The sequence below is a fragment of the Desulfonatronum lacustre DSM 10312 genome, assembly GCF_000519265.1.
Taxonomy (GTDB): Bacteria; Desulfobacterota; Desulfovibrionia; order Desulfovibrionales; family Desulfonatronaceae; genus Desulfonatronum; species Desulfonatronum lacustre.
Genome location: NZ_KI912608.1, coordinates 231,476 through 245,432, shown reverse-complemented (window position 1 = coordinate 245,432; position 13,957 = coordinate 231,476). Strand labels below are relative to the sequence as shown.

At 59.1% G+C, this 13,957-nt stretch carries 11 protein-coding genes; 2 read left to right on the top strand and 9 right to left on the bottom strand.

Translation table 11 applies throughout. From position 1 onward, the window contains the following. Positions 1–23 precede the first annotated feature (23 nt). The 4 genes from DESLA_RS0101115 to DESLA_RS0101100 all read right to left on the bottom strand — a co-directional run bounded on the left by DESLA_RS0101115 (position 24) and on the right by DESLA_RS0101100 (position 4,250). Positions 24–839 carry a carbohydrate ABC transporter permease gene (locus DESLA_RS0101115; RefSeq protein ID WP_028571057.1) on the bottom strand — a complete coding sequence of 272 codons (816 nt, stop codon included), beginning with the start codon at positions 837–839 and terminating at the stop codon, positions 24–26. Beyond that, positions 836–1,717, bottom strand: a complete 882-nt coding sequence (locus tag DESLA_RS0101110; RefSeq protein ID WP_245589980.1) for a carbohydrate ABC transporter permease — start codon at positions 1,715–1,717, stop codon at positions 836–838. Before DESLA_RS0101110 ends, DESLA_RS0101115 begins: the two co-directional genes overlap by 4 nt. Positions 1,718–1,806: 89 nt before the next feature. Then, positions 1,807–3,087 (bottom strand): ABC transporter substrate-binding protein, encoded by a 1,281-nt coding sequence (locus DESLA_RS0101105; RefSeq protein ID WP_028571055.1) that lies wholly within the window; start codon positions 3,085–3,087, stop codon positions 1,807–1,809. 86 nt (positions 3,088–3,173) lie between these two features. After that, entirely contained in the window at positions 3,174–4,250 is a 1,077-nt protein-coding gene (locus DESLA_RS0101100; RefSeq protein ID WP_028571054.1) for an ABC transporter ATP-binding protein, read from the bottom strand. 312 nt (positions 4,251–4,562) lie between these two features. On the opposite strand from DESLA_RS0101100, the gene DESLA_RS0101095 reads away from it, so the two are divergent. Further along, the gene (locus DESLA_RS0101095; RefSeq protein WP_028571053.1) at positions 4,563–4,934 is read left to right on the top strand and encodes a TraR/DksA family transcriptional regulator; all 372 of its coding nucleotides are present in this window, start codon (positions 4,563–4,565) and stop codon (positions 4,932–4,934) included. Between the two features lie 201 nt (positions 4,935–5,135). Here DESLA_RS0101095 and hepT read toward each other — a convergent pair whose 3' ends face one another. From hepT to DESLA_RS17935, 3 genes are all read right to left on the bottom strand, one after another. Then, a complete protein-coding gene (gene hepT / locus DESLA_RS0101090; RefSeq protein WP_028571052.1) occupies positions 5,136–5,549 on the bottom strand; it encodes a type VII toxin-antitoxin system HepT family RNase toxin in 414 nt (137 codons plus the stop codon). After that, positions 5,542–6,015, bottom strand: a complete 474-nt coding sequence (mntA, locus tag DESLA_RS0101085) for a type VII toxin-antitoxin system MntA family adenylyltransferase antitoxin (protein ID WP_169732577.1) — start codon at positions 6,013–6,015, stop codon at positions 5,542–5,544. The genes hepT and mntA overlap by 8 nt, the downstream gene beginning before the upstream one ends. A gap of 359 nt (positions 6,016–6,374) precedes the next feature. After that, entirely contained in the window at positions 6,375–8,237 is a 1,863-nt protein-coding gene (locus DESLA_RS17935; RefSeq protein ID WP_169732576.1) for an EAL domain-containing protein, read from the bottom strand. Positions 8,238–8,617: 380 nt separating this feature from the next. Here DESLA_RS17935 and DESLA_RS0101075 point away from each other — a divergent pair, with 380 nt between their 5' ends. Further along, positions 8,618–9,406: an acyl-CoA dehydratase activase gene (locus tag DESLA_RS0101075; protein WP_028571050.1), complete on the top strand. Its 789-nt coding sequence runs from the start codon at positions 8,618–8,620 to the stop codon at positions 9,404–9,406. A 465-nt stretch (positions 9,407–9,871) separates the two neighbouring features. Here DESLA_RS0101075 and DESLA_RS0101070 read toward each other — a convergent pair whose 3' ends face one another. Together DESLA_RS0101070 and fdnG are read right to left on the bottom strand one after the other, a co-directional pair. Next, complete coding sequence (locus DESLA_RS0101070; RefSeq protein WP_028571049.1) at positions 9,872–10,597, bottom strand: 4Fe-4S dicluster domain-containing protein; 726 nt, start codon at positions 10,595–10,597, stop codon at positions 9,872–9,874. Between the two features lie 166 nt (positions 10,598–10,763). Next, positions 10,764–13,781 (bottom strand): formate dehydrogenase-N subunit alpha, encoded by a 3,018-nt coding sequence (fdnG, locus tag DESLA_RS0101065; RefSeq protein WP_028571048.1) that lies wholly within the window; start codon positions 13,779–13,781, stop codon positions 10,764–10,766. Positions 13,782–13,957 lie beyond the last annotated feature (176 nt).

The following is a 13,957-nucleotide window of genomic DNA, read 5'->3' as shown; positions in this document are numbered from 1 at the left end:
TGCCGGCCCTGAGACCAGGGCGATCACTTGATGCCCGAGCGCATGAAGCTCTGCACGAACTGGCGCTGGAACAGCAGGAAGGCGATGAGCAGCGGGGCAACGGCGATCAATGTTCCGGCGGTGATGATCGCGAAGTTCACGCCGGATTCGGGTGCGCCGAAAATGGCCAGCCCCACGGTCAGGGGTCTGGTGTTCACGGAGTTGGTAATCACCAGGGGCCAGAGAAAGTTGTTCCAGTGGTGACTCACCGAGACGAGGCCGTAGGCGATGTAGGTGGGCTTGCCCAGGGGGACGTAGACTTTCCAGAGCACCCGCAGCCAGCCCGCGCCCTCCACCCGGGCCGCTTCCTCCAGCTCCCTGGGGATCTGCTTGAAGGTCTGACGCAGCAGGAAGGTGCCGAAGGCCGAGGCCATGTAGGGCAGGGAAATGGCCGTGGTGGTGTCCACCAGATTCAGGCGGCTCATCAGTTCGTAATTCTTTACGATCAATTGGTCCGGCATGATCATCAGCTGCACCAGGACCAGCATGAAGGCGATGTCCCGCCCGGGAAACGAAAACCGGGCAAAGGCAAAGGCGGCCAGGGTGCACAAGACGAACTGCCCGGCCAGGGTCATGCTCACGTAGGCGAAGGAATTCAGGAAGTAGCGGGCAAAGGGAGCGGTGTTCCAGGCCGTGCGGAAATTGTCCAGGGTCAACGGCGCGAACAGATCGAAATTGGCGATGTACGCCGGAGGGTGAAAAGCGGCCCAGGCCGCGTACAGCAGCGGCCCGGCCCAGATCAGGGCCAGGAGCCAGGCTCCGAAACTTTCCAGGTAGTGGGAAATTTTAGCGGAAATCATTGGTAGTGGGTCCGCCGTTCAAGGTACACGAACTGGCTGAGGGCCAAAACGGCCAGGACGGCCAGCAGAGCCATGGTCAGGGTGGAGGCGTAGGCGGTATCCCAGAAGGAAAAGGCCACTTCATAGATGTAGTACAGTAGCAGCGAAGAGGCGTTGTTCGGGCCGCCCTTGGTCATGATGAACAGGTGGTCCACCAGCTTGAAGGCGTTGATTACAGCATTAAAGAGAATGAACACCGTGGTGGGCATCAACAGCGGCCAGGTCACCCGGCGGAAGAAGTACCACCTGCCGGCCCCCTCGATCCGCCCGGCGTCTTGCAGTTCCGGAGAGATGGACTGGAGCGCGGCCAGATAGAAGATCATGAAAAAGCCGGCCTCCTTCCAGATGGTCATCACGATCAAACAGCTCATCACGGTGGACGGTTCACCCAGCCAGTTGCGGCTGGGAAAACCGAGCAGCCCGGTCAAGCCGTCCAGCAGACCGATCTGCGGGGTGTAAAAAAAGAGCCAGATGTTGGCCACGGCGATCATGGGCAGCACAGTGGGTGTGAAGTACGCGGTGCGCACGATGCTGCGGCCGGACAGCTTGCCGTTGACCCAGACGGCCATCAGCAGGGCCAGGCCGATACTCAGCGGAATGGTTCCGGCGGCAAAGATGAAGTTGTTGCCCAGGACCTTCCAAAAAACCGGGTCGTCAAACATTACCCGGTAGTTTTCCAGACCCACGAACCTGGCCGGACGGGCACCGCGCGGCGTGGAGAAAAAGCTGGCCTTCAGGGTGGCCAGGATGGGGTAGTGGGTGAAGAGAAAAAACATCACCGCCGCCGGAAAAAAAAGCAGCCATCCGTACACTTGATTGGAAACGCGAACCACCGTCACCCCTCGCGCCGCAAAGAAGAAGAGAAAACCGTTGCGATGGAATCGCCCCGATCCGAAGTACCGGACCGGGGCGGACCATCAAACTGCATCTATTTGTACGCGCGCAACACGCGCTCAGCCGCGGCCTGGGCGCCTTGCAGAGCCTGGGCTGGCTGGGCCTGCCCGGTGAGCACCGACTGTATGGCGTCGTCCAGGAACTTCTTCACCCGGGCCGTCTCAAAGGTGGAGAACTCCGCGGTGGCGTACTCCAGTTGATCCCGGGCTACGGCCGCCGCCGAAAAACCTTCCACGTACTCGGACAACGCTGGGGTGGCGTAAGCGTCCTGGCGAACACCCACGTACCCGGTGGCGATGGACCAGTCCGCGGCCCGCTCCGGGGAGGTCATCCAACGGATGAATTGCAAAGCCGCCTTCTGCTCCTCGGCGCTGGCGTTTTTGAACACGTAAAAATTGCCGCCGCCCGTGGGGCTGCCGCGGCGCTGTTTGGCCGGGAGCATGGCCACTCCAAAATCAAAACGGGCCTCGTTGCGGACAGGAGTCAGGTTGCCGGTGGTGTGCCACATCATGGCCGTGCTGCCCTCCAGGAATTTCTGGCGCAGCGTTCCCCAGTCGATCACGCCCCTGGGCATGACGTCGTGGGCATGGGACAGGTCGCGCCAAAACTCCAGACTTTCCACCACAGCCGGATGATCAAAGTAGACCTCGGTGCCGTCACCGGACATCAACACCTGGTTGTTCTGCATGGCAAAGGCCTGAAACATCCAATAGGGATATCCCGAGGACGGGACGTGCACGCCCCACTGGGTCACGTTGCCCGAAGCGTCGCGTTTGGTCAGCTTTTTCGAAGCCTGGACCATTTCGTCCCAAGTGGCCGGCGGGCTCTCCGGGTCCAGTCCGGCATCCCGGAACGCGTCCTTGTTGTAGTACATCACAATGGTCGAGCGCTGGAACGGGATGCCGTACACCTTCCCGTCCACCGTGCTGTTCTGCATCAGCGCGGGATAAAAGCTTCGCAGCCACTCGCGCTCCTCATCGGTGGCGACCAGATCGTCAAAAGGCACGATCACGTCCTGATCCATCAGATCGAAAACGTCGATGGAAAACAGCACGGAAAGCTGCACCGGCTCTCCGGCGTTCAGCGCGGCCAGGGCCTTGGTCCGCGTGTCGTCGTAGTTCCCGGCGTACACGGCCTGGACCGTGATCCCCGGATTGTCCTTTTGGAAATCGGCGATCATCTCGTCGATGATCTTGGTGATCGGGCCACCCACGGCCACGGGGTAATACATGGTCAGATTGACGTTCTGGGCCAGAGCAGACGTGCTCGTCATGAGCAGCAGGCAGAAAACCACGGCGGTCGCGATAAGGCGCATGCAAACTCTCCTTGTTTCTGGTTTCAGGATAAAGAGGCCGAAAAGATGCCCCTGGACATTCGACCTTTAGTCCGCCCCGTCATCGCTCAGCGGGCGATTTCCGGGAGCACGAGCCGAGGCTCCAGTCCTTCGAGACGCTCCCCGTTCTCCGCGCTGAAAAGGTGGCTGCTTTCCCGGTCCCAAATCACGTGGATCGCATCTCCGGCCTGATAGTCGTGCTTGCCGTACAAACGCATGACCACCTCCTGCCCGCTCACTCGGGCGGCGACCAGGGTGTCCGCGCCATGATACTCCGTTCGGGTGACTAGGCCGGGTATTCCATCCTCAGCCGGGCGGACGTCCTCCGGGCGAACCCCAAGAAACAACGGCTCGCACCCGCCCCGGACGATCAGCCTCTCACCTCCCGCAAGCGCGCAGCCCTCGCCGAAGGGTTCCAGGGCCAGCATGTTCATCGGCGGTGACCCGATGAACTGGGCCGCGAACAAGCTGGAGGGCCGGGCATAGAGATCCGCCGGCGAGGAAATCTGGGCCACGCGGCCATGATCCAGGAGCACGATGCGATCGGCCATGGTCATGGCCTCCACCTGGTCATGGGTCACATAAACCATGGTCAGGCGCAGCTCGCGTTGCAGTTCCAGGATCTCCCGGCGCATTTCATGGCGCAGCTTGGCGTCCAGATTAGAAAGGGGCTCGTCCATCAGGCAGATCGGCTTCTGCGAGACGATGGCCCGTCCCAGGGCCACCCGCTGGCGCTGGCCTCCGGAAAGCTGAGCCGGCTTGCGGTCCAGCAGGGTTTCAAGTCCCAGCATGACCGCGGCATGGTTCAGCCGTTTCTGGATCTCGGCCTTGCTCCGCCTCCGGATGCGCAGCCCAAAGACGATATTCTCCGCGACGCTCAGGTGTGGAAACAGGGCGTAGGATTGAAAGACCATGGAAATGCCGCGGCGATCCGGAGACAGTCTGGTCACGTCCTGCTCGCCGATCCGCACCATCCCCGAACTGGCGTCGTCCAGGCCGGCAATGATTCGCAGCAAGGTCGACTTTCCGCACCCGGACGGCCCGAGAATCACCACCAACTCCCCGGATTCAACGGTAAAAGTGATATCGTCCAGAGCCACAGCGCTCTTGAAGAGCTTGCCGATCTGATTCAACTCAATGCGCATTGATGCAACTTCATTTGGTTAAAAGCCTGCCTTCCGTCACCTTAATGGCGGCTAACTACAAGATCGTAGCCGAAAGCGTCAATCCGTTCGCGACATTTCCGTTACAGTTTTGTGGCAATCAGGTACGGCGTCTTCCCGATCACGCTCCAACCATGAATCGCTCGCGCCGAGGGGCGGATGCACCGAGGCGAAGGTCAAACGTCAATGGGAATCCTCCCCCTTTCGCATTGACGAGAAAACGTCGCATTCCCGACATGTTTTCGTCATACGCCCTTGGTAGTGGTGTTCTGAAAAAAACCAGGAGGGAGCGCTATGACCCACGATCAACTGTTTGTGTTTCGGAACCTGTTGCACGGCTTGATGGATCAGATTCGGGACAAGGGCACGGCCACGGCCGAGGCGATCAGCGAAATCTATCAGGCTTGCCCGGATCTGAACGACCGGGCCTCCTTGGAATCGGATCGACACATGCTGATCCTGATCGGTCAGCGCGAAAGGAATCTGGCGCGGCAAATCCTGGCCGCGTTGTCCCGCATTGACGACGGCTCTTACGGCGTTTGCCAGGAATGCGGCGAGCAAATCCCCCTCAAGCGCCTGGAAATCCACCCCACTTCCACCCTGTGCGTGTGTTGCCAGCAGGAACGGGAACGGGAGTCGGCCATGGGCGCGCTGGCCTGGGCCTGAGAGCACGCCGCGATTGATTCCCAACACGAGCCCGAAACGCGCCCAGCGGCGTGCTTCGGGCTCGAAGCCTTCCGCGACGCCGTCGACCAATAGAGCCGAACGCCGGGCATTCAGCTCATTCCGCGGCCCTGTGGTTGAGATTGCGGGAGGTGGGGATATGCGGGTGTTTTGTGAGAATCGCGCCGTCGTCCTGTTGGCATATCATCCAAACCGCTCAGCAACGACCTCGGAGAAAACCATCAAGTCGTCAATATTCTCGTGTGCGGCGCGAAAGACGATCTCAAGGTCGACTTTTCCGTATTCATGGACAACCAAATTGCGAAAACCGACCGCCCGGACCATCTTTTCCGTCAACTCAGTCTCGATGATTCCCCGCTCCTCCAAGAGATAGAACAGCTCGTTGGTACTGCCCGCAATGCCCATGCGGTTTTCGCTGACAATGTGCGCCGCCATGTCGATGCAATTCTGAACGGCCATTTGCAGATTGAAGAGCACGCTCTCCTGGCGGTCCAGGTCGTTGAGAAATGTTTCCATCCGCACATTTCTCTTTTCCTTGATCCGCTCCAAGTGAAATTCCAGTGCCGATATCTTGGCCCAAAGGGTGTCCCTAAGCACGAGTACGCTCCCGCAGTTTTTGCCGTAGCCCGGATCGGGTCATTTCCAAAATGGGAGAAAAATCCGCGTAAAGGACCGTACTGACCATCTGAAACCGGGCCATTTTTTCCCGATTCGCGACGTGAATCAGGTTCCCGTCGTGGACGACCTGGACTCGGAGCAGGTAGGACGCATCATTGAGAACGACAAGATGGACGTCATGGCGGACGGCGCGGCAAAGACGGGGGAGAAGCCGGTCAAACAGTTGTTTACGATCCATCTTGGGGCCGAGGCTGTCAAGGATGACCGCGACATCGATGTCGCTGCCGACCCGCATCTGCCCCCTGGCCGCGGAGCCGAAAAGATACGCGGCGATGATCGTGCTTTCCCGCGAGAGTACCGGCTGAAGAAGCGCCGCCAAATCGGCTGATTTCGGGAAATAGAGATTGCCGGTCCGCTTGCCCTGATGATGGAGCTGACCTGTCACAGCGGTGTTAGCTCTTTCGGAGTGTTTGTTTTGCACTGATTCGTCGCCCATACCTGAAAACCTCCACGAACGCGGAATCGTCGAAACCAGTCCCGCGGCGCCAGCCAAGCCGCGATTCAATACGTGAACAATTGCCAGACTCGGGTCAGCTTTCGAACCGATTCGTGTTTAGCGCAAGCTGCCTCTCCATGCAATTTTCAGCGGGATTCACAGCCTGGAAAACTGCCTGCACCATTTTGGGAGTATCAATGATTTCATTGCCGGGAAGCGAGATCAGAGACGTCGACGACAAAAGCGGGGTCGTTGCATTCCCGACATATTGCCCACCGCTCCGGAGAGCTGAACGCCGAGCATTCAGCTCAGTCCGCGGCCAGGCAGTTGAGTTTGCGGGAGGTGGGGATTTTCGCGTGTTTGGCGAAGATTGGAACGAGGTCCGCTGCGGGCAGGGGGCGGCAGAAAAAATAGCCTTGAATGAAATCGCAGCCCTGTTCGCGGAGAAACTCCTGCTGTTCTGCCGTTTCCACGCCTTCGGCCACGACGTTGAGTTTGAGGCTGCGTGCCAGGGCGATGACCGCGGTGGCGATGGTCGCGCCGTCTTCCTGTTGGCCGATGCTCTGGATAAAACACTTGTCGATCTTCAGGGTGTCGATGGGCAGGTTGAGCAGATAGCTCAGGGATGAATACCCCGTGCCGAAGTCGTCGATGGCCACGAGAACGCCCATTTGGCCGAGCACGTTCAGTGCGCTCTGGGCCTGCTCGATGTTCTCCATGAGCACGTTTTCCGTCAGCTCCAATTCCAGGCAACGCGGGGAAAGGCCGGTTTTGCGCAGGATGCGCTCCACGGTATCCGGGAAATCGGGCTGCTCCAGTTGCCATCCGGCCAGATTCACGGCCATGCAGACCCGCACTCCCAGTTCGTCCCGCCATTGCTTGTTCTGACGGCAGGCCTCGTGAAGCACGAACTCGCCGATGGAGGCCATCAGCCCCAACTCCTCGGCCAGAGGGATGAAGTTCAAAGGAGGGACAAACCCCAGCTCCGGATGCTGCCAACGCAGCAGGGCCTCCACGCCCACGACCCTGCCGGTGCTCAGCTCCACCTGGGGCTGGTAGTGCAGCAGGAGCTGCTCCGCTTCCACGGCCTTGCGCAAGTGGTTTTCCAGGCTCAGCCGGGCGTTGACCTGAAGGTTCATTTCCGACTTGAAAAACTGGTAGTTGTTCTTGCCCCTTTCCTTGGCATGGTACATGGCCGCGTCGGAGTTTTTCTGCAATTCCTCCGGGTTCGCGGCGTCCTGGGGATAAAAAGCCACGCCGATGCTCGTGGTCACCACCACCTCGTTGCCCTCAAGAACAAAGGGCTGACCCATGGCGTAGAGTATTTTCTGGGCGACCACCGCCGCGTCCTGAGGCGTTTCGACGTCATCCAGAATAATCGTGAACTCGTCCCCGCCCAGTCGGGATACCGTGTCCTTTTTCCGCACGGTGTCCAATAAACGGGCCGCCACGCTTTTCAAAAGCCGATCCCCCACGGAGTGACCCAGGGTGTCGTTGATCAATTTGAAACGATCCAGGTCGAGAAACATCAGGGCCACGGAGTGGCCGTTGCGCTGGGACCGGGTACAGGCTTGGCCCAGTCGATCCTTGAACAGAAGCCTGTTGGGAAGGTCCGTCAGGGCGTCGTAGTGGGCGAGGTAGAACAGGTGGGCCTGCTTGCGCTCGGTGATGGCCCCGAGGAGGTCATGCCCGTTGCCGATACCGGCGTACTTTCCCTGCTCCGTCAGGATGAAGCCGTCGTACATGTGCTGCATCCCGGCGTCGATGATGATCCGGGCCAGATCGTCCAGGGACACATTCTTGTCCACGACCACCGGATTGGAGGCCATGAACATGCTGATGGGTTTGCGGCCATGCAGTTCCCGGGTGAACGGTTGGCTGAACATCTCATGAAGCTTGAAGCGATTGATCAGCCCCACCGGTCTGCCTTCCTGAACCACGGGCAAGACCATCAGATCCGGGTGATTGCGGAAGGTATCGTAAACATTGAGCAGAGGCATGGTGGGGGCGACGTACGGAGCCGGACGCATCAGGACGCAGGCCCTGGGAGAGGACGTGTCCGGACGGCCGTTGGAGCATGCCGGATAGTTCAGTGTTACGGGGTGAATGTTGGGCGAAGGCGGAGAAGAAACATCGTTTTTCGGCATCAGATAATCGACTTGAGCGGTCATGGCTGTCGTCATGTCTGTCCTTGTGCCCCCTGCTGTTTTTCTCGTGGTTTATCGGAAAGAGCAAATTGCTCCGGGACGCCGTTGTTCGAGATACCCATATCACCCCAACGTGAATCACGTGGTTACAGTTGTGTTACAGTTCAACGTCGGTTCTATGTTAAATGGCACTGACAGGAGTTTCTTTAAATCGCCGCAACGCATTAATAAACGTCCATGCCGGAAATCAATCGAAAAAAGCTATCTAATCAGGAATCATGCATCATTATTTACAATTAGACATAAAACCCAAAATTGCGATAAGGATTTCAAAGATGATTCCCCGTTGATTGGAAGAGATTTTGGGAGGGGGCAAACCAACCTTTGATCAAGTATTTTCACTTATGTTACACGCCGAATATACCGAAGGAGCCGCAGGTATAGACATTGGCTCCCGGTCCATCGAACTGGTCGTTCTCAGCCCGACCGGGGAAATCACGCACCAAGCCAAAGTCCCCACCACCTTCGACCCTTTGCGGCAATGTCGCGAGATCCTCACGGGAGTGCGAGTACGCCGGATCACGGCCACCGGGTACGGCCGCAAGCTGTTCGTGAAAAACGGCATCCTGAATCCGTGCGATGCAATTACCGAAATCCAGGCATACGCCCTGGGAGCAGCCAAACTGTATCCCGAAGCACGCACCGTCCTGGACATCGGCGGTCAGGACACCAAGGTCATCTCTTTAGGGTCTGAAGGCCGGGTGCTGAAGTTCGAGATGAACGACCGCTGCGCCGCGGGTACGGGCAAGTTTTTGGAGATCATGGCCACTTCGCTGCAAGTTCCCATCGAGGAGTTCGGCGACTTCGCCTTGGCCGCGGACAAACAGGTGCAAATCAGCAGCATGTGCGCTGTTTTCGCCGAATCCGAGGCCACCTCCCTCATGGGCCGTGGTGAACAACCGCAAAATATCGCCATGGGCCTCCACTTGGCCATCGTGGAACGAACCATGGCCATGCTCAGCAGGGTCGGCCTGGAGCAGCCACTCTGCTTTGCGGGCGGCGTGGCCCACAACCCTTGCGTGGTCAATCTGCTAAAGGAACGGATCGGAGGGCGGATCATCGTCCCGGAACAACCGGACATGGTCGGCGCTCTGGGCGCGGCCATGCACGGCGCGTTGCGGCGGGATTCGTAAAAAGAGACGCAACTGCTGAGCCGCGCCCCTTTTTGCATTCACTACCACACGGCTCCTCAGCAGGCGGAGCACCCTCCCCCACCCCCCCGCCACCCACCTGGACCTCGGAAGTGACGGAAAATCCATACGGCGTCATGTCCACCTTGATGGCTCCGGTTCTCTCGCTCAATTCCTTGTCCACGAGAAAGGCATAGCCGCTGATTTCCTGGACCAGGTCCGTGTCCCGCTTCTCGTCCAGGGCCAGGGCGAGGTGCTCTCCACCACAGCCCGCGGCCAGATAAACGCGAATCGAGGCCGCGGGCTTGCCGACAAAGTCGGTTGTCCAGTTGCTGCTTCACGGAAGGGGTGATCTCAATCATTTTCTTCATTTCTCCTTACGATTGGTTACAAGGTTGACATGACAAGGCCGTGCCCGATCCCCAAACATTTGGGGATCGGGCACGGCCCTTGTGAATTGACGAATCCTTATCCCAACAAGCGCCTTACGGGCGAAACAGCGGCGGCCAGCATTCTTTTCCGGCTCAGCGCCCCGGGAACGTCCGCATGGGCCATGGCGTAGCCGTGATACTTGCGGGGGCTTTCCTCGCACAGAAAGACAACCCGCGTATCCTCCGGATCAACCAGCACGGCGTTGGGTCGGTAGGCCCGGACTTCGGCCAGGCGCTTCCCGGCCAGTTCCAGCATTTCTTCACGGTCCCCAAAATGCATCGTCCCGGTGGGACAGGACAGCACGCAAGCCGGCAACAGCCCATTCTGCACCCGGTCCAGACACATGTCGCACTTGGCCTGCACCTTGGTTTCATCCCAGCGGGGGATGTCGTAAGGGCAGGACATCCGGATCTCCTCGCCGTCCAGATTCTTGGTGCTGTCCGTGAAAAGGATCGCGCCGGTTTCCGGATCGTGAAGAATAGCCGTGTCGTCATACATGTCGCCGACCATCTTGCACGGCGGATGCACGCAATGCCGGCATTGGTCCGGAAAGAAGAACCAGTGCTTGAACTCCCCGTTCTCCTCCACTTCAGAGAACCGGACCAGCTTCAACGTGTTGAAGGACAGATCTTTGGGGTTCTGGAACGAGCCCCAGTTTTTGGTTTCCTCGGCGGGCAGCTTCTTCCATTGCTTGCAGGCCACCTGGCAGCCCCGACAGGCTGTGCACTTGGTCAGGTCGACGAAAAACGTTTTTCCTTGCATGACTCAGTTTCCTCCAGTCTTCGTGTGAGTTGTCCCTGTCCGCTGTTCGTTCAAAAACCCCAAGTGCAATGCGCAAAAAAAGCTCAAGATCGAAGCGTATATCTTCATACGTGAGAATTTGAACTTTTCGCGGCAACGCGGCAATTGGGAGTTTTTCAACGGACGGCTATGCCTTGCGGATGTTGACCATGAACGCCTTGGTCTCCGGAATACCGGTGTTCGGATCGCCCACGGCCGGAGTCAGCAGGTTCGCCGCGTCCCCGCCGTCCTTGGGATGCACCCAGCCGTAGTGCCAGGGCACGCCGACCATATGCAGGCTTTGTCCCATGACCTTGTAGGGTTTCAGCCGGGGGGTGACGATGGCCACGCACTCCACCTGGCCACGGATGCTCTCCACGATCACCTTGTCCCCGTTGGCGATGCCCCGGAGCCTGGCCAGTTCCGGATCGATCTCCGCGAACATCTGGGGCTGACATTCCAGAAGCCATGGGGTCCATCGGGTCATGACCCCGGTCTGCCAATGCTCGGTGACCCGATACGTGGTTCCAACGAACGGATAGCGCGGATCACACACGGCCCGCTTCTCCAATGGCCCGGAAAAGTGCAGAGCCGTGGGATTATGCAGCTGACTGGAGAACGGTTGCGTTTCAAAGGGACATTCCAGGGGCTCGTAGTGTTCCGGGAACGGTCCATCCACCAGACCCGGTCCAAAAAGACGACCGAAGCCCTCGGTGGTCATGATGAAGGGGTGTCTCTCCGAAGGAGCCCAGGGGCCGTCGGGTACGTCGCCGACCCACTTGCCCTGCTCCCATTTGATGACCGCTTTTTGCGGGGCAAATGGCATCCCCTGCTGGTCCACGGAAGCCCGATTGTACAGGACCCGTCGGTTGACCGGCCAGGCCCAGGCCCAGTTGGGGAACAGACCGATGTTGGCCTGCATCTCGGTTTGGGTCTTGTCGCGGCGGGCCATCAGGTTTCCGGCCTCGGTGAAGGACCCGCAGTACAGCCAGTTGGCGCAGGCCGTGGAGCCGTCGTCCTGAAGCAGCGCGAAGCCGGGGACCTGGGTCCCGGCCTTGTAGGTCACGTCTCCGATCTTCTTGTCGGTGAGGAAGTAGCCGTTGTGCAGCTTGGCCATCTTGACCGGATCGAACCTGCCGTCCGTGACCACGGCGTCCAGGGTGAAACCGGCTACGGGATCGGGAAACGCGCCTCCTTCCTCCTGGTAGAGTTCCTTCAACCGCTTGAGCAGCATGACCATCATGTCCCCGTCGGCCTTGCTCTCTCCCAACGGCTCGGGACCGGCATGGCGCCACTGGGCCCAGCGCCCGGAATTGGTGATGGAGCCTTCCTTTTCATAGAACACTGCGGCCGGAAGCATGAAGACTTCGGTCTTGACCTTGGCGGGGTCCATGCCCGGGCCGTGCCAAAATGAGCCGGTCTCGTTCCGGAAGATGTTCACGTTGACCAGCCAGTCCAGCTTGGTCATGGCCTCCCTGGTCTTATTGGAGTGCGCGCCGCTGACGGCCGGGTTCATGCCCCAGGCGAACAGGCCTTTGAACTTGCCTTGCAGCATATGGTCGAACATCACCAGCCAGGAACAGTTCTGGCCCACGTCCAGCCGGGGCATGTAGTTGTAGCTCTCCTCGGGCGTCTTGTCCGGATACATGGCCTTGAGCAGGCTGGCGATGTACTTGGGCCGGTTCTGCCACCAGTTGGCGCTCTTGGGATCGTGACTGACGGGAGTGTTAGCCTTGTTGTAATCGGCCAACGTGGGCCAGACCGCCCGGGGAGCGGGATTGTAGGCCGGGATGATGTGATAGAGCAAAGCGCTGTCCGTGGAGCCCTGGACATTGGCCTCGCCACGCAGGGCGTTCACTCCGCCGCCGGCGTTGCCCACGTTGCCCAGCAGGAGCTGGATCATGGCCATGGTCCGGATCAACTGGACCGCGATGGTGTGCTGGGTCCAGCCCATGGCATAGGTGTTGGTCCCGGACTTGTCCGGTTTTCCTGTTGCCGAATACACCTTGTAGACTTCCAGCAACTTGTCCTTGGGCGTGCCGGTGGTCTCAGAGACCCGGTCCAGGGTGTACCGGTCGTAGTGCTTCCTGAGCAGTTGGAACACGCAATTCTTGTCCTTCAAAGACAGGTCGCGCTTGGGCACGCCCTTGTCGTCCAACTGATAGGTCCAGGTCGACTTGTCGTAGGCGTTTTTCTCTGGATCCCAGCCTGTGAACAGCCCGTCGTCAAAGCCGAATTCCGGGTTCACCAGGAAGGCGCCGTTGGTGTAGTTGACCACGTAGTCCTTGAAATACATTTCATTGTCCAGGATATACTTGATCATCCCCCCCAGAAAGGGAATGTCCGTACCGGAGCGCATCGGGGCGTAGATGTCGGCCTTGCTGGAGGTCCGGTTGAAGCGCGGATCCACGCTGATCAGCGTCGCGCCCCGCTCCTTGGCCTTCATGATCCATTTGAAGGAAACCGGGTGACATTCCGCCGGATTCCCGCCCATCATCAAAATGCAGTCGCTGTTCATCAGGTCGTTGTAGTGGTTGGTCATGGCCCCGCGACCAAAAGACTCTGCCAGGGACGGCACGCTGGAGCTGTGGCACAATCTGGCCTGATGCTCGATGTACACCAGCCCCAGGCTGCGCATCAGGCCCTGGAGGTACCAGCACTCCTCGGTATCCAGAGCCGCTGACCCCACATGGGCGATCCCGTCCGTACGGTTGACCACCTGCCCCTGGGCATTGCTCGTCACGAAAGTCTGGTCCCTGGCCTCCTTGACCTTCCGGGCGATTCGGTCAATGGCCCAATCCCAGGATTTTTCCTCCCATTTGTCGCCATAGGGCGCACGGTAGAGCACCTTGGTCACCCGGTTCTCGTTCTCGGCCAATTGGTAGACCGAGGCCCCCTTGGCGCACAGCGAGCCTTCACTGATGGGATGGTCCGGATCCCCTTCCACGTTGACGGTCCGCCCCTTCCCGCCAAGGGCTGTGTGGACGATCAGGCCACAGCCCACGGAACAGTAGCAACAGACCGAGGTTGTCTCCTTGGCGTCCCGCAATTTCGACAATTCAGCCTTGGCCACGGCGGGTCTGAGATTGAATCCCAGACCGCCGAAGGCCAGGGCCGAACCGGCTACGGCCGAAAACTTCATGAAGTTCCTTCTGCTGATCTGCATGGCATCTCCTTGTGTTGAGGGTGAACAGATATATCCCTGCGGCAAATCTCGAGGGATCCGCTTCCTTTCGGTAATCAAGGCTTCCTTGAAACCAGAACAATAAAGAACGCCGGCCCTTTATCAACGAGTTGATAAAGGGCCGGCGAAGAAATGAAAGAATATCTGTAAAGAAAAAT